Genomic DNA, 20,979 nt, shown 5'->3' with positions numbered 1-20,979 from the left:
GCGCTCAGCCGCTTACGGGCTTCGCTTCCTGGATAGCGACGCGCGCGCGCTGCGGCCGCGCCGCCACGGGCGCCGGGCGCAGCTTGAACAGGCCGTAATAGACGACGAACGAGGCCGTGAAATACGGGCCGAGGATCTCGACCTCGAAGAAGGAGCGGAGCAGCATCAGGCCCACCGCGCCGGCAAGCACGACCGAATCGACGCGCCAGTCGCGGAAGATCACCGACGAAACGTGCCCCCAGAAGGACCGCAGGATGACCAGGGCAATGAGCGTCACCCCGACGAAGCCAAGCTCGACCAGCGTCTCGATGTAGGTGTTGTGGAAGTGGAAGCCGGTGCGGGTAGTGATGTAGAACTCGGCCCACAGCCGCTCGGCCTCGGCGAAGCCCTGCACCCAGTAGGCGGCGTAGCCGTAGCCGAGAATCGGGAATTGCTGCGCGGCCTCCCAGCCCTGCTCCCACAGATAGGTGCGCCCGGTAAGCGTCGAATCCTTACCGAAGATGCCGAGCACGAAGTCGAGCAGGCCGAGATTGAGCGCAGCCATGACCGCGCCGACCAGCGCGCAGGTACCGACCGTGAACAGCACCCGCCGATAGCGGCGCGACAGGACCTTGCTCACGCCGAGCAGCAGGACGACGCCGACGGCCGCCGGCAGCGACGCCACCGAGGTGGCGGAATGGGCGATCGCCAGCATATAGAGGGACAGCAGGCCGATCGGCGCCGTCCACACCAGGCTCTGCCAGCCGCGCCGGTAGAAGATGGCAAAGACAAAGCAGAAATAGAGGCCGAGCGAGGCGAAGAAGCCGACCTGGTTCTTGGAGCCGAAGGCGCCGACGAAATTGGTGGTCCCGTCGATGGTGTCGAGCGCGTAGCCGCCGACGCGCAGCGAATAGAGCAGCACGAGGAAGATGCCGATCAGCGAGCCGACCACCAGCGTGCGGACACTGACCGTGCGCGCGGCGACATAGGCGCACAATATGTGCGAGAAATACTGCAGCGCCGCCCGCGCCGTTGTGCCGGGCGCATGCGACCAGAACACCGAGAAGCAGATATAGGCGGCGAACAGCAGCGGCAGCCAGGCGTCGGAGAGATGCCGCAGGAACCGCCGGTAGTCGACCAGGATCAGCGGCAGCCAGACCGCATAATAGGCGAGGATGAGAACCTTGCCGAAATTCGTGGAATAGGCGAAGGCGATGACCGAGATGGCAACGGCAAAGGCGCCGTAGACGGCATTCCTGTCCGGATCGATCAACAAGGATTTTGGAATCTTCATATCCCTACCGGATATCTCTTTCGCTGAGCCCTTGGGAGCAGGCTGTCAAAGGCCGGTGCGAAGCCCGGGGCATTCCCCGATCCGGGCTTCCATTGTGCAGTGCAATATAACTTACCGTCCTATCGTGCGGCACTCAACGACAAATGTTGTCGCGGGCAAATGAGCGCCTGCAAGCCATATGGCACAAACGCATGGCGCGAATGCGGCGACGGCGCGTGTCGAGGCGCTGCCGGCCACGCTCGCGCGCCGGCGCTACCACAAGGCGCCGCCGGTGATCTGGATGTTTTCCATGGTGATGCCCCTGGCGGCGTCCGAGCACAGGAACACCGCGAGCGCGGCGATCTCGTGCGGCTGCAACATGCGGCCCTGGGGATTGCCCTTCCTGAGTTCGTCCATCGCCTCCTCGACGCTGCGGCCCTTGCCTTCGCGCGCCACCACCTGGGCGACGTTGCGGCGCATCAGCTCGGTCTCGACCCAGGTGGGGCTGATCATGACGCAGGTAACCCCGTGCGGCGCGCCTTCCAGCGCGACGCAACGGGTGAGGCCGAGCAGGCCGGCCTTGGAGGCGCAGTAGGCGGGATTGTCCTTCCAGCCGACGGTGGCGGCGGTGGAACCGATGTTGACAATGCGGCCCCAGCCGCGCTCGATCATGGCGGGTAGCACGGCGCGAGTGACGCGGAAGGCGCCAGTCAGGTTGGTGTCGACGATCTTGTCCCAGAGCGCGTCGGAATGACCGCAGACCGGCTGCTCGGCGGTGGTGCCGGCAGCGTTGACGAGGATATCGATCGACCCGAGCGCGGCTTGCGCCTCGGCAACGAAACGGTTGGTGAGATCGCTGTCGCGCACATCGAGATGCGCGGCGTGCACCCTGGTGCCATGCGCGGCCAGCGCCGAGCGGACGCGTTCTATCTCTTCGGCGCCGGGATAGTAGGCGGCATCGGTCCCGCCCGAATCTGGAGCGGCCACGTAAGAGCCGACGGCGACGCTTGCCCCGGCCTGGGCGAGCGCGGTGGCGATGGCGAAACCCATGCCGGAAAAACCGCCGGTGACGATCGCGCTGCGGCCGGACAGATTGGTCATCGAGCACCTCCGGGATCAGACGGCTGCATAACCTCCCCGCCCATCGCCATCAACCTCCCGTGCTTGACGGCTCCAGCGGCTTGCCCAGCCAGTCGCGATAGAAGCCCGCGAGGTCCGGCTCGAAATCATGCACGATCGGATAGCCGGGCGCCGCCGCCTCGACCTCATGCAGCGTGCCGCATTCGGGGCAGATGAATTCCCGGATCTCCATCCATTCGGGATCCGGCAGGTCGCTGTTCGGATAGATTTCGCGCAGCGTCTCCTCTGTATCGCGCACGATGATCGCGGCCTTCAGCTTCCAGTTCCGGCGGTAGTCGCCGAAGGAATGGCCGCATTCGCATTTCGTCACCCGCTCGCCACCGCTCTGGCAGATGAAGAGGTGGTCGCCGACCGGCAGCAGGATCGGATCCTTCCAGCCGACGCGATCCTGCAGCACCGCGACATACTTGAAGAAGCGGTCGTCGTCCTTGTAGGCGCTCATGATGCGACGCGTCTGCGGCCAGGGCAGCGTGCCGGCTACCAGATCGGCGATGACTTCCTTGCTGTATGAGGTCATGTCCCCTACTCCACGCCGAAGGTCGATTGGGCATCGACATCCCAGAAGGTCGAAAAATCCCTGGTGAAGCGCGCGGAAAGCTTGATCGCGCTGGCATACATCTTCTTCACCTCGGGCGCGAAATCGGCGGCCTTTACCCGCTCGCGCTCCTTGGCCATCCACTCGGAAACGGGCTTGGCGCGCGCCAACCGCTTGGCCCGCATCTCGGCGCGATGGCGCTTGGTGGCTTCGATATTGGCGACCGGGAAGCCCTCCCCGTCCTCGTCGAGCACGATGCCGAAGATGCCTTCGGCCGCTTCCCTGGTGAGAAAACCGTTCTCGACGTCCCAGGCGGTCTTGAGCGGATCACGCTCCAGCACGTCGCCGTAACCGCCGCCGCCATTGTAGGAATGGGTGAAGACGTCGCCGGTCTTGTGCGGCGCGGTGATGTATGGCCCTTCCATCGTCACATGCTGGCCTTCGAGCCGCACCTCCAGTTCCGAGCGATACGGATTGGTGCCGGTGTGGTGCGCCAGCGGCGCGCCCTTTTCGGCAAGCTCGAAGATGTTGGTGTCGCGCACCGCGCGATGTTTCTGGCAGGTCGGCGCCGGATAGCCGCCGCACAGGCCGCCATTGTCGAAGACGCGCGAGGAGTGCTCGGAGGTGACCAGCCGCAAATGGTCGGTCTTCGAAACCAGCCAGGTCGACAGGAAGGAACAGCCGCCGCGATATTTGCCGGCGCCGCCGGAATTGGGAACGATGGAGCGGCCGATATAGAGCATCGGCATGTTCTGTTCCCAGATCTCGATGTTGCCCATGTCGGATTCCGGGTTCCAGCCGACATAGGCGGTGTCGAGACCGTCCTTGATGGCAAGTGCGCCGGAGCCGGCGGCGGCGCATTCGAAATGCGCCATGCCGAACAGCGTGCCGTACTGGCTCTGGCCGCCCATCTCGATCATCGGGCTGTTGACCTGACCGACGAAAGCCTCCTCGACGAAGCCGCGGGCGATGAAGGAGCGCGACAAGAGCCGCTGGAAGACGCCATAGGCGGGCAGCAGCAGCGCCCAGGAGGTGGCGGTCGCCACCATCTCGTTGTCCGGATTGGTCCAGGTGCCGTGCGGCAGCTTCAGCTCCGTCGCCATCCAGGCGCCGTCATTGACGAGACCCTCGAAATTCATGTGCTGGGTCAGGGTCACGAACATGCCGCCATCCATGCCGGCCGGCGTGCAGTTCATCGAATGGTAGCCCCAGGGCTGGGTGCCCTCGAAGTCCATGATGATCTTGCCGTCGGTGGTGATCTCCATCTCGATCGGCATGTTGTAGAGCCAGTCGGGATCGCCGAGCGGCTGGTAGCCCGGCTTGCCGGCGGTGACATGGCCGTAGAAGGTGTGGCCGCGATAGATGCCGGGCACGGTGAGCTGGCGGGTGCGGGCGAGCTGGGCGCGACGGCCCTCCTCGATGAATTCCTTCGACACCTGCATCCAGTAGTCGAGACCGATCTCGTCGATCAGCGCCTTGACGCTCTCGCGCATGTCGATGCACGAGGCGACCTTGGCCTTCTCGTCGAGCACCCAGTAGATCGGCATTCTGAGATTGCGTTCGCAGCGGATGACATAGTCGCGGCGCAGCTCATCGTTCTCGCCGACCTTCTCGGCGCAAACGAACAGGCCTTCGGTGAAGCGCTCCTGCGCCAGCGCCACGTCGCCGCCGGGGGTGATGCCACCGGCTTCGAGCTCGTGGCAGACAGCACCGGCCCAGCCGACAAGCTTGCCGGAATGGAAGATCGGCACCACGTCCATCACATCCGGCACCTGCACGGTGCCGATGAAGGCGTCGTTGTTGGCGAAGATGTCGCCGTCGCCGATCTGCGGGTTCTCCTCGTAGCCGTTGCGGATCATCCACTTGATGAAGCGGCTCATCGTGTGCACATGCACCATGATGCCGTTGGAGAGCGCGATCGCGTCGCCTTCCGGCGTGTAGATGGCGACGACCATCTCGCCGACCTCGCGCACGCCGGGCGAGGCCGAGATGCGGCGGGCCATCTCGCGCGCCGACACGCAGTAGGCGCGCAGCTTGGTGTGCAGCGTCTCGAACTTCAGCGGGTCCTGGTTGCGCAGCTCGAGCTCGGTGATGCCGTCATAGCAGCCGGTCTCTTCCATCAGCCTTTCGGATTCGATCAGCCGCTCGCGGATGCGGAGCGCGGAGGCGGGTTTGTCCAGCATGGCGTTCGCCCTTCTCAAGCGTGGGAGTAGTGGAGCAGCGTCCATTCATCGACGAAGACGCGGTCCTGCGGGTGGACGACGAGCGTCGTCGCCGGATGTTCGATGATGGCCGGGCCGATGACTTCGTGGCCGGGCTGCAGCAGGTCCATCTCGTAGAGATTGGCCTTGTGCCAGCGGCCGCCGATATAGGCTTCGCGCACGCCCTTGTGGGCAGAAGCCGGATCCGGCTTGCCGAGCGGCCGCTTGACCAGCATCGGTTTGACCTTGTCGGCGGTGGCGATCAGCCCGAGCTCGGTGATCGAGAAGCCGGCTTCGCCATAGCGCGAGACGCGGTGGTTGACCTTGGCGTAGACCGCCTCGAACTCGGCGATGACCCTGCGCATGTCGTCGGCCGAAGCGATTGCCGACAGCGGCGCCATCACCTCGACATCCTCGAGCTGGCCGGTGTAGCGCATCATCAGGAACGGCACGGTCCTGACCTTGTCCAGCGCATGGCCGTCGGCAACCATTTCGTCGACCGCCGCCCTGGTCAGATCGTTCCAGACGGCCGTGACCTTGGCGCCGAAGGCCCGCAGCTCGTCGTCGCTGGCGCGCGCGCCGATGTCGATCTGCGTCGACACCGAATGGCGGCGCATGAAGTCGGCGGTGGTGCAGCCGAAGGCCGAGAAGGCTGCGGCGAACTGGAAGGTGATGATGTCCTTGAAGCCGATGCCCCTGGAGCAGCCGGCCAGATGCAGCGGCCCGGAGCCGCCATAGGACAGAAGCGTGAACTCCGACGGATGGATGCCTTGTCCGGAGATGACGCGGCGCAGCGCGTTGTTGGCGTCGGCCTCGAGCATCTCGATCATGCCTTCGGCGGCTTCCTCGACGCCGACGCCGAGCACCCGCGCGCATTTCTCCTCAAAGGCCTTCCGCGCCTTCTCGACCTGCAGCACGACCTTGCCGCCGAGGAAGTAATGCGGGTTCAACCGGCCCAGAATGGCGTCGCAGTCGGCGATGGTCGGCTCGGTGCCGCCCTTGGCGAAGCAGATCGGTCCGGGATCGGAGCCGGCGCTTTCCGGTCCGAGCGAAACCTTGCGGGTGAGCGGATCGACCTTGAGGATCATGCCGGCGCCGGCGCCGATCGTATCAAGATGCAGCGTCGGCACGTTGAGCTTGAAACGGTCCATCAGCGGCTCGTTCTCGATCCGCGTCTGGCCGCGCGTGATGACGCCCATGTCGAAGGAGGTGCCGCCCATGTCCGAGCAGATCAGCGAGTCGTTGCCGATCAGCTTGCCGACATAGGCAGCACCCAGGATGCCGCCGATCGGCCCGGAGATCATGGTCTCGTGCAGGCGCGGATGGTTGATCGAGGTCAGGCCGCCGAACGAGAGCAGCGTCTGCACGCCGTATTTGAAGCCGTATTTCTTGGAGACGTCCTCGATGCCCTTGAGCTGCTTGCGGCCGCGCGAAGTGGCGTAGGCCTCGATCAGCACCGAGTTCAGCCGCGACTGCTCGCGGATGACCGGGCGCACCTCGTGACTGGTGTAGACGAGGATGTCGGCGCCGGCGGCGGCGATCTCCTCGCGGCAGATTTCGGCGATGCGCTTCTCATGCGCCGGATTGACGTGCGAGAAGACGGTCATGATGCAGATCGCCTCGACCTTGTCGGCGATCAGCTTCTTGGCCGCCGCGTGCGCCTCGTGCTCGTAGAGCGGCAGGATGACGTCGCCGAACTGGTCGATGCGTTCGGTCACGCCATGGGTGCGGCGGCGCGGCACCAGCGGATCGGGATGGTGATGGGTGACCGCATGCAGGCGGTCGGCATAGGAATAGTCCGCCCAGGCCTGCAGGCCGCGGCCCATCAGGATCATGTCCTCGAGGCCTTTGGTGGTGATCAGGCCGAGCTTGCGGCCGGTGCGCGACAACAGCGTGTTGAGCATGCCGGTGCCGGAGTAGAGCACCACGTTGACGCCCGAAAACAGGTCCTGCAGCGAGATGCCCCAGGCATCGGCCGCGTCCTCTGCCGAGGCGAGGAAGCCCTCGGCCTCGTTCTTCGGCGTGGTCGCCGACTTGCCGATCTTGAAGTGACCGTCCTGATCGACAAGGATCGTGTCGGTCATGGTGCCGCCGGCGTCGATGCCGATGACGATTGGATTGGTGGTGATCTGGTCCACGGGTCGCTTTCCCTTGCCGAGAATGACCGCAGGCTAGATTCGATCGGCCCGATCGCGCCATATGCCTAAAGACACAATGACGCTTGGGCCGGGTTCGCCGAGAAAAGGGCATGCGCATGGGCACTATCTGGGCGCCGCTGGCCAGGGCGATCGCCGCCACCGGCACGGACCGGCATGTCGACTGCCTGATCGACCTGATCGGCGCCGATATCGCGCATGACCTGGTCACGGTCACCCGCTATTCGGCGACGACGACGCCCGAATTCGTCAAGCATCGGCGCTTTTCGGACGAGATGGTGCGACGCTATCTCGCCAGCTACTACATCTTCGACCCGTTCTATGCCTCCTGGCGGCAGGAGCGGCGGCTGGGCATCCTGCCTCTGAAGCATTTCGCCGACGACAAGGCCAAGCGCGGGCAATACATAGCCGGTTTCCTGGCGCAGTCGGAGATCTGCGACGAGGTCGGCATCATGCTGGCCGATGGCGGCGACTGGTGCCTCGGCATCTTCCTCGATCGCTCGACCGCGTCGTTCAAGGACAGCGAGATCGCGCTGCTCGTCGAGCGGCTGCCGGTTTTCGAGGCACTGCATGCGCTCGACATCAAGGCGCGCGGCAGCGCGTTTTCCCGAACATCGACCCCGACAAGCCCCGGTGCCTCGCCTCAGCAGAAACCGACTGTCCCGGCGAGCCTCTGGCCGGAACTGTCGCGGCGTGAAAGAGAGCTGGTCCAGCTGGTGCTGGCCGGGCATCCGACCGCCAACATCGCCGAGCGCCTCGGCATCACCGTCGGCACCGTCAAGAACCATCGCCGGCGGATCTATGAGAAGCTCGACATCACCACCGAGCGCGAGCTGTTCCTGCAGTTTTTCCAGCACCGGACAGAGGGATAGCGGCAACACGTCATCGCACTGCCGTCGTTGCCATGAGATAGGTCATCCGCCTACGCTATGGTGAGTGTTCGTTGCGCCGGAGGGAACGGAATGGCCAAACCTCGAATTTTCCTCGGTTCGTCGGGGAAGCAGAAGAAGCTGTTGCAGGCGCTGACGCGCGGCCTCGAGGACATCGCCCATGTCGAGCCGTGGACGACGGTTTTCAATCCAGGAACGACAACGCTGGGACGCCTCCTCGAGCTGACGCGCGAGGTCGACTTCGCCGCGTTCGTGTTCGCTCAGGACGACTGGACGAGCGCGGGCCAGCCGGAATCGACCGGCACCTCCCCTGCCCAGGCTTCGCCGCGTGACAATGTGGTGTTCGAGGCCGGGCTGTTCGGCGGGGTGCTGGGGATGCGGCGGACATTCATCCTGCATGCCAATGGCGCCAAGCTGCCGAGCGACCTGCTCGGCCTGACGTCGGTACGCTATGGCGAGGCCACGAGCGCCGCGGAGACGCGGGCGATCAACCAAAAACTGCGGAACGCCATCGAAAATGAGGGACGGGTCGCCCGTATCGAGGGATTCTGGTGGCAATTTTCCCTGACGGAACGCACAGCGAGGGAGCCTTCCGCCGTCAGCCTGCTCAGGGTTTCGCGGGACCGCAACGGCGCGCTGGAGCTGAACGGCCGCTCATGGCAGGAGAATGGCAGCCTGTCAGCCAGATACTGGAGCGAGGCGACGAAGGAGAAGGGAGAGTCTGCCGGCATCTTCTACTATTGGAACGGCGAACGGCCCCTCGACGCAAACGCGCCGCAGCTCTACGGGACGGGCGAGATAAAGCTGGAGTCCGCCGCTCGCGCATCCGGGTACTTCACGACGCGTTCGGATACGAACTCAGAGGTGAATGCACGAACGTCGGGCGTCTATCTGCGCGCCGATCCGGAGGACCTGACCATCCTGGACGGAAACGACAATCAGCGGCGCGTGGACTTGATCGCCGAGCGCCTGAACCACTGGAAATCGATCAAGAACATTTGAAGTTGGGTTCTCCGCCGGTCCACCCGACAGCCATAGACGGCGGCCTGAACGCGGTCGCGCCCGATCGAGATGCCCTGCACAATCGCGTGAAGGGACTGGAAGCGGAAAGCAGCCAGGCGGCGGCGAATGCGCCAATGCTTGACGAACGGGCTGTTCGGCTAAAGAGATTGGGCAGGGAATTCATGGTCGCGGAACATTTGTCGGATGCAGCCCCGAATACTGACCGACTACGCAGTCCGGCTGCTGACGCAGGGCTATGTCTGCCTGCCGCTTCGTGCCGGCGGCAAGCATCTCGACCTCGCGGCGATGGGCTATGACCCCTTGCATCTGCCCAGCCAGCGCAAGGATCTGAAAGAGCTTGCCTTCTGTTCTATAAGCTTTCAGCTGTCGCAGAAACCGCCAAGTGCCGACGATGTCGGACGCTGGTTTGACGACTTCTCCGGCAATGTCGGCCTGCTTGCGGGACTGGCCAATCTGTTGATCCTGGATTTCGACGACATTGCCGCCTACCTGAGCTGGCGCCGCCGCCATGACGCCGTGGCAAGCCGCACACCGGTGGCAAGATCGCCGAGCGGCTTCCATGTCTATCTGCGGACGCGCGAGCCGATGGTGTCGTCGAGCCTCTATTGCGGCATACGCAGGATCGGCCACCTCAAGGCGCTTGGCGGCTATATCGTTGCCAGCCCCTCCGTGCTGAGGGACGGCTCATCCTATAGCTGGCTGGAGGGCCAGTCGCCCTTCGATGTCGAGCCGCAGCCGATCGAGAGCCTTGCCAGCCTGTCGCTGCGCCAGGTCTCGCCGTTCAAGCACTATTACGACCACATGCTGAAGCGCGGCTTCTTCGAGCGGCAATGAGCAGGGAAGCAGCCGCTGATATCACGGTCGTCATTCCGGCGAAGAACGCCGTCGCGACGATCGACGCCGCGCTGGGCAGTCTTGCCCCCGACGGCGCGCTGATCCGCGAGGTCCTGCTCGTCGACGATGGTTGCGACGATCGGACGGCGATTGTCGCGGCCGAAAGCGCGGTGCGGCACGGCTTGCCGCTGGAGGTCGTGGCCGGGCGCTTCGGCGGGGCGGGCGCCGCGCGCAATGCCGGCATGGCGCGCGCATGCGGCAGGTTCCTGTTCTTCCTAGACGCCGATGACGAGGTGATCGAGGGCGGCCTGACGCAACTGCGTGAGGCGTTCGAGCGCCATCCGAAAGCAGGCCTCGCGGTCGGGGCCAGCATCCGGCGCACGGCGGGGCGACCGGACAAGATGAAGACACCGCACGGCTACGGCAGCGACAGGACCGAGAATACCCGGCGCTACCTCCGCAACGAGCTGTGGCCGATCGCCATGGGAAGCGCGCTGGTGGCGCGAGCGGCGACGGCCGGCATCCGCTTTCCGGAGGCGATCGGCCTCGACGAGGACACGTGCTTCTGGACAGCCGTTCTGGCGCGCGCCGACGTCATCAGCATCGCGGCGCCGGTGCTCCTCTATCATCTCGACGAAACCAGGATGGCGCGGCGCTTCATCACGGCGCCGCGCGCGACGTTCCTTGCCGTAGCGCTGGCGCTGAACCGGCTCGCGGCTCACGGCGTCGACCGGAAGGCGCTGCAGTGGCGAAAGGCCTGGATCGCGCAGCGGATCGCGCGCCAGCTGATCAAGCACAGGATGATTGCCGACGCGGGCGGCATGATGCGGGCCGTGCGCGCGCACGAAGCGTTGGGCCGAGCCCGGAAGGCATGGCAATACCGCGCCCGCATCCGCCTGGCGCGGCTGGCCCCGGCAAGGCCCCCGGCGCCATCGCTTCCGGCATCCGGCAGACCGAGGCGGACCCTGGTGGTTTGCCACGAACCGGCCTTCCCGCCGGTGTCGGGCGCCGATCTGCGGAATTTCGACAATGCCATGGCGGCGGCCGAACTCGGACCGGTCCGCCTCGTCTCGATCCAGCCACGGGCCGATGATGCGCAGCCGCTCGTCAGCGCTATCCGCGTGGCGGCGCTGACGAATGCGGGCGAACCGCGCGCTCCGGCGCTCGGCTGGCGGCGAGCCAGGGGCGAGGGCCGGATTCCGCGCCCTGCGCTCACCCGCCTCAAGGCGCTCGTTCGCGAATTTCGCCCCGACACCATCATCGTCGAGGGCATTGCGCTGTTCCGATTGCTTCGGCCGCTGCGACCGCTGGCCGGGCAGCTCGTCCTCGACATGCACAATGTCGAATCGGATCTCGCCGGACAATTGGAGCGGGCCGATGGTTCGCCGGTCAGCGCGCCCGGCCTCAACCGCCTCGAGCGAAAGGCCGCCGGGATCGTCGACAGGATCTGGGTCTGCTCTCGTCTCGACCGTGAAAGGCTGTCTTCCGGAACGGCGCCGATCGACGTCGTTCCGAACGGCATTCCGCGGGCCGAGGCCATGCCGGCGGCGTTGCCGGCGCAGCCCACGTTTGCAGACGGGTTTCCGGTTGTTCTGCTTGTCGGCCATCTCGGATACAGGCCGAATGTCGAAGCCGCCGAGCGCCTGGTGCGCAACATCCTGCCGCGCATCCGGCAGGCGCTGCCGGCGGCGAGCGTTGTCCTTGCCGGCCGTTCGCCCAAGCCGGCCGTGCGGGCGCTCGCCGGGCTGGACGGCGTTTCGCTCGTCGAGGAACCGGGCGACACCAGGCCACTCCTGGCCAAGGCTCACCTCAGCATCGTTCCGCTGTCGTCGGGCGGCGGCACGCGCATCAAGATCCTTGAGGCGATGGCTTGCGGCGTTCCGGTGGTGGCGACGCCGCTGGCCGTGGAGGGCCTCGATCTGATCGAGGACGAAGAGGTGCTGCTGTCGGAGTCGGACGAGGGGCTGGCGGATATGGCGATCGCCCTGTGCAGCGACCCGGCCCGCCTCGCCCGACAGCGCGCTCGCGCGCATGCGACCGTCTGGGCACGATTCGGGCCGCAAGCTATAAGAGACGCCGTCCGCGACGGCCTTGGACCGGACGGAGCCGGCCAATGACGACAACAGCGTCTTCAGCGTCCCGCCCGATGAGCCGCCGATGATCCCCAAGATCCTGCACCAGACCTGGAAGACCGACAGCATCCCGGACCGCTTCCAGGCCTATGTCGAGAGCTGGAAGCGGCTTCATCCCGACTGGACGGTGATGTTCTGGAATGACCGGATGCTGCTCGAATTCGTCGCCCGGCACTATCCGGACTTCCTGCCGATCTTTTGCAGCTATTCGCAAGGTGTGCTGCGCGCCGACGCGGGACGCTATCTGCTGCTGCATCATTTCGGCGGCGTCTATGCCGACATCGACTGCGAATGCGTGGCACCCTTCGACCTCTTGACGGGCGAGGATCGCATCGTGGTCTGCAGGGAGCCGGACACGCATGCGCGGGTGCAGGCGGGTTTCCGCGGACTGCCTTACCTGTTGTTCAATGGTACGATCGCCAGCCCGCCCGGTCACCCGTTCTGGCTGCATCTCCTGTCCTTCCTGCCGGGATTGGCCCACGCCAAGGAAGCGATCGACGCGACCGGTCCCAGCGTGATGACCTCCGCCCAGCTCTGCTATGGCGATCCATCGGCGTTCGCCATCCATCCTTCGGCGCTGTTCGCGCCGGTGGACTCGTCGGGGTGCAGAGACGGCGACGACGGGCCGACGCTGTCCATTCACCATTGGGCGGGCACATGGTGGACGCCCATGCCGGCGCCGCGATGGCGGGACAGGGTCCGCACTCAGGTCTACCGATACTGGCACCAACTGAGCCGTGGCGCGTATCTGGATGAGGTGACGGCCAAGCGCAGCGTCAGCCAGGCGGTGCTTTCGGCGCCGCCGCCGACGGGCCGCAACGTCGCCATGCTGGTGCCGCTGCGCGACGCGGCCGACCATATCCGGCCGTTTCTCGACGCCGTCGGCGCGCTCGACTACCCGAAGGACAGGATCAAGCTGGTCTTCTGCGAGGGCGACAGCGCGGACGGAAGCTGGGAACGATTGCAGCGGGCGGTGGCGCCGCTTGCCGGGACATATCGCGACATCGTTCTGCTGCAGAAGCAGACGGGCATCAGCCTCGATCGCGCGAAGCGGGCGCGGCCAAAGCTGCAGCGCGTGCGGCGCGGCGCCATCGCCAAGGTGCGCAACCACCTGATCGACCATGGCCTGGCGCCGGATGATGACTGGGCGCTCTGGGTGGACATCGATGTCTGGCGGTTCCCGGACGATGTTCTAAGCCGGCTTGTCGGAACCGGTCATCGCATCGCGGTCCCGCATTGCGTGAAGATAGCCGGCGGCGACAGTTTCGACCTGAACTCCTTCATCAGCGTTCGGCCGGAAAAGGACTATCGCTACTATCGCCAGATCCATGGCGGCCTCTACCAGCCGCCGGCGCGGTCCTACAGCCGCCTCCATCTCAGCGATCTCAGGCATCTCGACATTGTCGGGCTCGACGGCGTCGGCGGAACCATGCTGCTCGTCGACGCGGCCCTGCATCGCGGCGGTCTGCGCTTTCCCGAAATCCCCTATCACGACCTGATCGAGACCGAAGCCTTCGGCGTGCTGGCCAACGAGCTGGGCATCCGGCCGGTCGGCCTGCCCAAGCTCGAAATCCTGCACGTGCCTTGGTGAACGGCCGTGCCCGCCCCGCATTCAACGGCGACGGTGCGCCTTCCGCCAGCGGCGCAGCCTGGTGCGCAGGAAGGAGAGGCCGCCAAACGGCAGTGACGGCCGGCCGGCCGACAGGCCCTGACCTCGCTGAAGGCGCTGATGTATACGCTCGGCCAGCCGGCATTTTGCCGGCGTTTCCAGGAGCGCCAGACGGCTGGCGAGGGGTCCCGGCATTGGTTGCGAGCGCCAGGCGAAATAGGCCTCGTAGGCCTGAGGCGTCTCCAGCAGATGGCGGAGATAGGCGGCAAGTTCGGCCGGCGTGCCGAACGCCGTCGCGTCGATGTAGGAATTGGCAGGGACGAACTCGCCGACATTGGGGGCGCCGAGATAGACCGGCACGCTGCCGGCACAGAGCGGATCGAAGATCTTCTCGGTGACGTAGTCGGGCGCGATCGAGTTCTCCAGCGCCAGGCAGAAGTGGTATCGCCCTATGGTCTTGATCTTGGTCCGCGATCCGAGATCGGGGCCTTCGATCTGTCGCGTGGGACGATAGCGGCCGTAGGAATCCAGGCCGATATGCGCGGCAAGCTCGGCTGCGAACGCCCCACGGCCGCTAAGGTCGATGTTTGCGGACTGGAAACGCACCACCGGGGCGCTCTCGGTCTTGGAGGGTATCGCGCTGTTGCGGATCGTCTCCCACCAGCTCGCCTCCTGAAGATAGGGTGTCCAGATGTCCGACCCGGACTCATGCGTCATCGTGAGATCGAAATGCCGCATGAAGCCGGGAGCGGCGGCGCGTGGATAGTTCTGCGGGTTCTCCATCGACCACGCGACCCATGTCTGGCCGGGATATTTGCGGGCGTCGCCGATCTCGCGGTAATCCGGAAGGTGGAACACCACCGCCGCGGCTTCGGCAAGGCGGCGGCGGTCATTGGTCCATTCGACTGGCACCGCGCAAGCGGGGATGGCCGATATGTCGACCGGCTTGCCGAAGAAGGTCGTGTAGAAAAGGATGAGCGGATGGTTCGATGGCATGAAGACGCTTTCAAAGCGCGGGAGCCGCTTCCGTATACGCTTTGGGCCCAGCTTCAGGGAAGGACCTCCGATTATCCGCTCGGCCAAGGCGGCCCTAGTCGTGAAGCTCCCTGGCAATGGGCGGACCGATCGAAAAATCCGAAAAGGTGACCTCGAAGCCTTCACGCTGCGGCGAGCAGCACATCATGCCGACATCGACCGATTTCGAGGGCGGGAAATAGGCGAGCCGCACCGGCCTCCAATGGCCGTCGGCGGCGTCCAGATACTGGATGCGGATAGCCTCGGCGTGGCGGGTCAAGCGGATCCTGACGCCGTTGGGATCAACAGGAATGCTGACCAGCGACCAGTCCGAGGTATCGTTGGTAACGACGACCGAGAAATAGGCCAGCCCGTCGGTGTATTCGATGCCCGCCTTGATCCAGTGCGTTTCGCTCAGCCGCACCATCAGCCCGGCCTGGTCGTAGAGCACCCGATAGTCGCCCTTGACCGTGACCTCGGCGCTGAAATCGCCGGCGACCGGCCGATAGAGGAAATGGCCGTTGTCGCGCCGGAAGCCATAGAAGGTCTCGCGCCAGAAGTCGGTCTCCTTGCCGGTGCGCACATGCACGGTGCCGCCGGCAAAGTCGTGGTGCGGCGGCGGGTTGAGCCAGGTCAGGTCCGCTTTCCAGTCTGTCGTCGACATGCTCGCCTCCCTGGTTCCTCCCGTCGTCGCCAGCTTGCGGCGAAGTCGCCGAGCTCAATCGTTTCACACTTTTCCTGGAATTGCTTTAGCCAGCGAATGTATAGGCCGTCTTCACGGTGGTGTAGAACTCCATGGCGTAGCGGCCCTGCTCGCGCGGGCCGTAGCTCGAGCCCTTGCGGCCGCCGAACGGCACGTGGAAGTCGACGCCGGCGGTCGGCAGGTTGACCATGACCATGCCGGCTTCCGAATTGCGCTTGAAATGCGTGGCGTGCTTGAGGCTGGTGGTGCAGATGCCGGAGGTCAGGCCGAACGGCGTATCGTTGGCAACAGTCAGCGCCTCGTCATAATCCTTGACGCGGATGACGTTGGCGACCGGTCCGAAGATCTCCTCGCGCGAGATGCGCATGGCATTGGTGGCGCCGACAAACAACGCCGGCTGCAGGTAGAAACCCGGCGTCTCGCGGCCCAGCCGCTCGCCGCCGAAGGCGAGCTCGGCGCCTTCCTGGCGGCCGATGGCGATGTAGTCCTCGTCCTGCTTCAACTGTGTGGCGTCGACGACCGGCCCAATCTGGGTCTTGGCATCGAGGGCGTCGCCGATGACGAGCTTCTCCATGCGCTCCTTCAGCGCGGCGACGAAGCGGTCGTGGATGCCGTCGGTGACGACGAGGCGAGACGAGGCCGTGCAGCGCTGGCCGGTGGAGAAATAGGCGCCGTTGAGCGCGCAATCGACGGCGACCGCCAGATCGGCGTCATCGAGCACGACGAGCGGGTTCTTGCCGCCCATTTCGAGCTGGAACTTGCGCATGTGCTCGACGCTGGCGGCGGCGACGCGTTTTCCCGTGCCGACCGAGCCGGTGAAGGAGATGGCGTTGACGTCCGGGCTGTCGAGCATGGCCTGGCCGACCACCGAGCCCTTGCCCATGACCAGGTTGAGCACGCCCTTGGGCAGGCCGGCGCGGTGCAGGATGTCGACGATGGTCCAGGCGCTCTCCGGCACCAGCTCGGCCGGCTTGAAGACGATGGTGTTGCCGTAGGCCAGCGCCGGCGCGATCTTCCAGGCCGGGATCGCGATCGGGAAATTCCACGGCGTGATGATGCCGACCACGCCGACGCCCTCGCGGGTCATCTCTACGCCGACGCCGGGCCGCACGCTCGGCACCAGCTCGCCCGCCAGGCGCAGCGTCTCGCCGGCGAAGAAGTCGAAAAGCTGGGCGGCCCGGATCGTCTCGCCAATGCCTTCGGCGAGCGTCTTGCCTTCCTCGCGCGCCAGGCTGCGGCCGATCTCGTCCTTGCGGGCCATGATCTCATCGGACGTCTTCTTCAGCACCGCGTGGCGGGCGAGCGGCGCCGAGCGCGACCAGGTCGGAAAGGCCGCCTTGGCGGCGGCGATGGCCTGACGCGCCTCGCCTGCGCCGGCGGAGGCATATTCACCGACGACATCACCGGTGTTGGAGGGGTTGATGTTGCGGGAGCCGGCCTCGCCCACCCATTCGCCATCGATGAGGTTCTTACGAAACAGGGTCATGGTCTTTCCTTGTGAAGCTTTGCTGGCGGCCTTGTCCGCCGCGGTCATTTCTCAGTCAAGCCATTTATCAGACAAATGATGACAACGAGAAGGCGGGCATGGATCGGAATAGCCGATGGCGCGGGCCGATGAAAGCCCGCGCCTATCCGCCTTGCCGAACCGACATATGGGTGGTCAGGCCGGGAAGGTCCAGAACAGGCAGGCCAGCGTCGCCGCGGCAAAGACGACGAAGAACAGGCTTCTCAGCAGGATATTGCGGCGCAGCTCGTTCATGGCGAGGTGGGCCGCGACGATGGCCGCGACGAACAGGAAGCGCCAGTTGACCAGCGCCCACAGCACGCCGCCCTGGCCGAAGGCCCATCTGGCGACGAGGCAGCCGACGATGGTGGCAAACAGCGCGACCGTCGCCCAGAACAGCGCATCGGCGGCGTTGGTAAGCACGATGCTGGCGGCGCGCAACGGCAGGATCATCATCAAGAGCGCGCTGAAGAAATAGACGGCGGCTAGCGGAATGAAGGAGCCGGCATCGGCGATGCCGTCGAGGCGTTTCACGCCGAAAGCGCCGTAGGGATAGCCGTGCCTGGCGACCGCCAGCGAAAGCGCCATGAGCAGAGCGGTGAGCACCGCGACCAACGCGAAAGTGGTAAGGGCCTTGCTCATGCCGTTCCTGCTCCTGCTCTCCGGGCCATGACCGGGGACGAATCAAACAGGGACGATCTTAATCGAATGCGCTCGTAAAATTACCCGCAAGCTTCAAGGCAGCGGCAGGTCTTGAGACTGCCACTCAGGGCTTCTGCGTCGCCGTGACCAGCTCGGCCTTGCGCCGCGCCGTCTCCAGCCCGACCGCGATGAAGCGGCGGGCATGGCGGGCGAGCTCCATATTGTCGGTCCACAGATTGCGCCAGATCGCCGTCTTCTTCGACAGGTTCTCGTCGACGATCTCCGAGGAGAAGGATTCGAAGCTGAGGTCGTCGTCGTAGCCGATGGCGGTCAGCGCATCGAAGATCCCGGCGAAATCGATGCTGCCGGTGCCGAGGAAGCCGCGATGGCTCTCGCCGATATGGACATAGCCGATCCTGCCCGCGGCGTTGCGGATGGCCAGGGCGGCATCGGCCTCCTCGACGTTCATGTGGAAGGTGTCGAGGTGCAGGAAGATGTTGTCGGAGCCGGTGTCCTTGATGAAGGCCAGTCCCTGCGCGGCGGTGTTGAGCAGATTGCTCTCGAAGCGGTTGACGATCTCAAGGTTCAGGGTGACGCCGGCGGCCTTGGCCGTCTCCGCCACCTTGGCCAGCGTTGCGGCGCTGCGGGTCCACTGGTCGCGCGTCGGCGCCTCGGTCTGCAGGCCGTGGCTGGTCGACAGTATGCCGCCCACCTTGCGGCCGCCGAGATCGCGGGTGAGCGCGATGGTGCGGTTGAGGATGTCGACGCCGCGCGCGGCGACCGCCCTGTCGGCGCTCGAGATATCGCCGTCGGCCGGCAGCCCGATGCTGATCGCGACGCCAAGATCGAGATCGGCGATGCGCCTGGCGAGCCGGCCGATATCGACATTGGCGGGGTCGAGATAGGAGAACTCGATCAGGTCGAAGCCGGCTTCCTTCGTGTTGGCCAGCGTGCGCTCGAGATCCGCTTGCGCCGAGCTCGCCGACCAGACGAAGGAGTGGATACCAATGCGCGCCATGATCGTCTCCATCTGCTCAAATCTATCGTGCCGCAGTGCGGCCCTTGCCGTTCTCGGCGCCGATCGCAAGATCGCGCCAGCGATCACGATAGCCGGCTAACCCGGCAAAGTGCGCGGCATCAACGGGCTTCGGCGTTTCGGCCGCCATGCCGCGACCGGCGCTCTCGAAGGCGAGCGCGGCGGCGCCCGTGGCGCTGCCTTCCAGCGTGGCGCCCTGCAGGAAAGGCTGGCCGGGCCGTAGCTGCGCCAGCAGGCTGGCGAGCAGGCCGCCCGCGTTCAGCCCGCCATCGACGATGACGGTGTCTTTGGAATGGATCAGGTCGAGCGACAGATCGACCATTAGCGCCACATAGAGCAGTGCCACCGCAGCGCGTCCTTCGCTGTCGGGCGCACCGCCGATCACTTCGCCGACGCGATCAGGCATCGGACCGCCCGGCGCGAAGCTGGGCAGGGCCATGATGCCGGCGTCGATCACCCGCTGTATCGAAGCCGGCGATATCGCGCCTTGCCAGCCGGCGCTGATCACCGCGAATTCGCGCCCACCCATGAAGCGGATGGTCGGCACCGGACCGCCGTCGACATCGATATTGACCAGCATGTCGCGGTCACGGTCGAGCACGTCCAGCGGACAATCGGGGTTGAGCACGACCACCCAAGTGCCGGTCGAGACCACGGTGAGCGATCCAAGCTGCTGCCGGCGATAGGCATGGAGCGCGGCATTGGAGTCATGGACGCCGTTATGGATGGCGACCGGCCTGCCGGCCTTGCCGAAGTTCCGCTCGCCGATAACGGCGCCGGCGCGCCCGAAGGCAGGCATGCGGCCGCGCCAGCCCTCGGCATCGACCAGCGAGGAGAAGTCGCGCCGGCGCGGCGCCCACAGATGCGAATGGCAGCCGAGATAGGACACTTCCGAGACGGCGCGGCCGCCGAAACGCCAGCTCCAATATTGCGGATAGCCGAGGATCGATGTCGCCGAGGCGAAGGCGCCGGGCTCGACCTCGTTCAGCCACAGCATGTGGCGGCCATAGTTGAAGCCGAGCGGCAGGCGCGGCGAGAAGGTCTCGGAGAAATCCGGGATGCGGCGATCGATGCGCGCCGCGACCTCGGCAGGCGGCTCCTGCTCGTAGTCGAGGATCGGATGCGTCAGTGCCGTATCATCGACCAGGGCGAAGGTGCAGCCATGGCCGGACACCATCAGCCCTTCGACGCCGTGACTGTCGACCGCTTCGTCGACGGCAGCGAGCGCCCAGTCATGGAGTGCTGCCTGGTCGAGCACGCTGAAGTTGCCCGCATGTGTCCAGACCGGCTTGGTCCGGCGCTCGCCGAGGATGCGCCCGTCCTCATCGAAGACGAACAGCTTCGAATTGGTCTTGCCGAAATCGAGCACGGCCAGTTTCACTGGATGGCTCCCGAGGACGTGGCGATACGGACCGTGACGCCGGCATCTTCCAGCATGCGCGCGTCGGTGTCGGACAGGCCGTCATCGGTCACCAGCGTGCCGACGCGCGACAGCGGCAGCGCGACATTGCGGGCATGGATCGACAGCTTGCGGCTGTCGGCGAGCACCACGATCTGGTCGGCGCACAGGCTCAAATCGACGATCGAGCGGACCAGCAGCGGGTGCGATTCCAGCACGCCTTCCTGGCTGAGCCCCTGGGCGCCGAGGAACAATTTCGAGGCGTAGAAAGGTGCCGCCTGGGCGAGCGAATGGATGATGCCGGGCTCGCGATGCAGGTCGCCGCCGGCGATCGTCAGGCTGCAATGGCCGTGATCGCTGAGATAGGCGGCGAGCGGCATGGAATTGGTGAAGAGGCGGATGTTGCGGTCGGCAAGCCTGACGCCGAGATGGAAGCAGGTCGAGCCGCCGTGGACGATGATCGCCTCGCCGTCGCGCACCATAGTCGCGGCAAGCGCGGCGATGCGCCGCTTGGCCTCGACCGCGAGATCGCGGTTCTCGTCATAGGGCCTGGCGTAGGCGATGCCGGCCTGCGCGGCGCCATCGAGTGCCGAGATGCCGCCATAGACCTTGCGCGCCTCGCCGGCGCCGTCAATCTTGTCGATGTCGCGCCGGATCGTCGCCGCCGAAACGCCAAGCCGCTGCTGCAACTCGCGCACCGAGGCGAACGGGCGGTCCCGCAAGATCTCGACGATCTGACGTTGGCGGCCGGAGTCGCTCAACTTTTCCTCCCGGATGTCGCTTGGCGTAACTTACTCAAGCTGTACGTGACAGCAAGGCCATTTCTGACGAAGGAAGATCATGATTGACGTAGATCGCTCGCATCTGCGATACCGACGTCGGTTCCCTTGCAGGGATTTCGAGCGGAAA

The 20,979-nt window shown here is 65.5% G+C and carries 17 protein-coding genes; 5 read left to right on the top strand and 12 right to left on the bottom strand.

What is annotated here, in order from left to right:
* Positions 1-4: 4 nt before the first annotated feature.
* From EN786_RS20980 to EN786_RS20960, 5 genes are all read right to left on the bottom strand, one after another.
* Positions 5-1,273, bottom strand: a complete 1,269-nt coding sequence (locus tag EN786_RS20980; protein ID WP_127309727.1) for an O-antigen ligase — start codon at positions 1,271-1,273, stop codon at positions 5-7.
* A gap of 252 nt (positions 1,274-1,525) precedes the next feature.
* Complete coding sequence (locus EN786_RS20975) at positions 1,526-2,353, bottom strand: SDR family NAD(P)-dependent oxidoreductase (RefSeq protein WP_127309726.1); 828 nt, start codon at positions 2,351-2,353, stop codon at positions 1,526-1,528.
* A gap of 49 nt (positions 2,354-2,402) precedes the next feature.
* Positions 2,403-2,909 (bottom strand): acetone carboxylase subunit gamma, encoded by a 507-nt coding sequence (locus EN786_RS20970; protein ID WP_127309725.1) that lies wholly within the window; start codon positions 2,907-2,909, stop codon positions 2,403-2,405.
* A gap of 5 nt (positions 2,910-2,914) precedes the next feature.
* Positions 2,915-5,110, bottom strand: a complete 2,196-nt coding sequence (locus EN786_RS20965) for a hydantoinase B/oxoprolinase family protein (RefSeq protein ID WP_127309724.1) — start codon at positions 5,108-5,110, stop codon at positions 2,915-2,917.
* Between the two features lie 14 nt (positions 5,111-5,124).
* Positions 5,125-7,266 carry a hydantoinase/oxoprolinase family protein gene (locus EN786_RS20960; protein ID WP_127309723.1) on the bottom strand — a complete coding sequence of 714 codons (2,142 nt, stop codon included), beginning with the start codon at positions 7,264-7,266 and terminating at the stop codon, positions 5,125-5,127.
* 110 nt (positions 7,267-7,376) lie between these two features.
* On the opposite strand from EN786_RS20960, the gene EN786_RS20955 reads away from it, so the two are divergent.
* From EN786_RS20955 to EN786_RS20935, 5 genes are all read left to right on the top strand, one after another.
* Entirely contained in the window at positions 7,377-8,156 is a 780-nt protein-coding gene (locus EN786_RS20955) for a LuxR C-terminal-related transcriptional regulator (RefSeq protein ID WP_127309722.1), read from the top strand.
* A gap of 90 nt (positions 8,157-8,246) precedes the next feature.
* Positions 8,247-9,176 (top strand): TIR domain-containing protein, encoded by a 930-nt coding sequence (locus EN786_RS20950; protein ID WP_127309721.1) that lies wholly within the window; start codon positions 8,247-8,249, stop codon positions 9,174-9,176.
* 204 nt (positions 9,177-9,380) lie between these two features.
* Positions 9,381-10,031, top strand: coding sequence for a bifunctional DNA primase/polymerase (locus tag EN786_RS20945; protein ID WP_127283215.1), 651 nt, complete (start codon positions 9,381-9,383; stop codon positions 10,029-10,031).
* Complete coding sequence (locus EN786_RS20940) at positions 10,028-12,148, top strand: glycosyltransferase (protein WP_127283214.1); 2,121 nt, start codon at positions 10,028-10,030, stop codon at positions 12,146-12,148. Before EN786_RS20945 ends, EN786_RS20940 begins: the two co-directional genes overlap by 4 nt.
* A 40-nt stretch (positions 12,149-12,188) precedes the next feature.
* The gene (locus EN786_RS20935) at positions 12,189-13,754 is read left to right on the top strand and encodes a glycosyltransferase (protein WP_135908810.1); all 1,566 of its coding nucleotides are present in this window, start codon (positions 12,189-12,191) and stop codon (positions 13,752-13,754) included.
* Positions 13,755-13,775: 21 nt separating this feature from the next.
* Here the strand turns inward: EN786_RS20935 and EN786_RS20930 are convergent, their stop codons facing one another.
* The 7 genes from EN786_RS20930 to EN786_RS20900 all read right to left on the bottom strand — a co-directional run bounded on the left by EN786_RS20930 (position 13,776) and on the right by EN786_RS20900 (position 20,831).
* Positions 13,776-14,768: a glycosyltransferase family 10 fucosyltransferase gene (locus tag EN786_RS20930; RefSeq protein ID WP_127311921.1), complete on the bottom strand. Its 993-nt coding sequence runs from the start codon at positions 14,766-14,768 to the stop codon at positions 13,776-13,778.
* Positions 14,769-14,862: 94 nt separating this feature from the next.
* On the bottom strand, positions 14,863-15,450 hold the full coding sequence (locus tag EN786_RS20925; RefSeq protein WP_127311922.1) for a DUF1349 domain-containing protein: 588 nt from the start codon (positions 15,448-15,450) through the stop codon (positions 14,863-14,865).
* An 85-nt stretch (positions 15,451-15,535) separates the two neighbouring features.
* Positions 15,536-16,975 carry an aldehyde dehydrogenase family protein gene (locus EN786_RS20920; protein ID WP_135908808.1) on the bottom strand — a complete coding sequence of 480 codons (1,440 nt, stop codon included), beginning with the start codon at positions 16,973-16,975 and terminating at the stop codon, positions 15,536-15,538.
* Between the two features lie 174 nt (positions 16,976-17,149).
* Positions 17,150-17,635, bottom strand: a complete 486-nt coding sequence (locus EN786_RS20915; protein WP_127283209.1) for a hypothetical protein — start codon at positions 17,633-17,635, stop codon at positions 17,150-17,152.
* A gap of 124 nt (positions 17,636-17,759) precedes the next feature.
* The gene (locus EN786_RS20910; protein ID WP_127311351.1) at positions 17,760-18,653 is read right to left on the bottom strand and encodes a sugar phosphate isomerase/epimerase; all 894 of its coding nucleotides are present in this window, start codon (positions 18,651-18,653) and stop codon (positions 17,760-17,762) included.
* Between the two features lie 22 nt (positions 18,654-18,675).
* A complete protein-coding gene (locus EN786_RS20905) occupies positions 18,676-20,052 on the bottom strand; it encodes a carbohydrate kinase (protein WP_127311350.1) in 1,377 nt (458 codons plus the stop codon).
* The gene (locus EN786_RS20900; protein ID WP_127311349.1) at positions 20,049-20,831 is read right to left on the bottom strand and encodes a DeoR/GlpR family DNA-binding transcription regulator; all 783 of its coding nucleotides are present in this window, start codon (positions 20,829-20,831) and stop codon (positions 20,049-20,051) included. Before EN786_RS20900 ends, EN786_RS20905 begins: the two co-directional genes overlap by 4 nt.
* Positions 20,832-20,979 lie beyond the last annotated feature (148 nt).

Source organism: Mesorhizobium sp. M4B.F.Ca.ET.143.01.1.1, assembly GCF_004792275.1.
Classification (GTDB): Bacteria; Pseudomonadota; Alphaproteobacteria; order Rhizobiales; family Rhizobiaceae; genus Mesorhizobium; species Mesorhizobium abyssinicae.
This window is presented reverse-complemented; position numbering and strand designations above follow the sequence as displayed.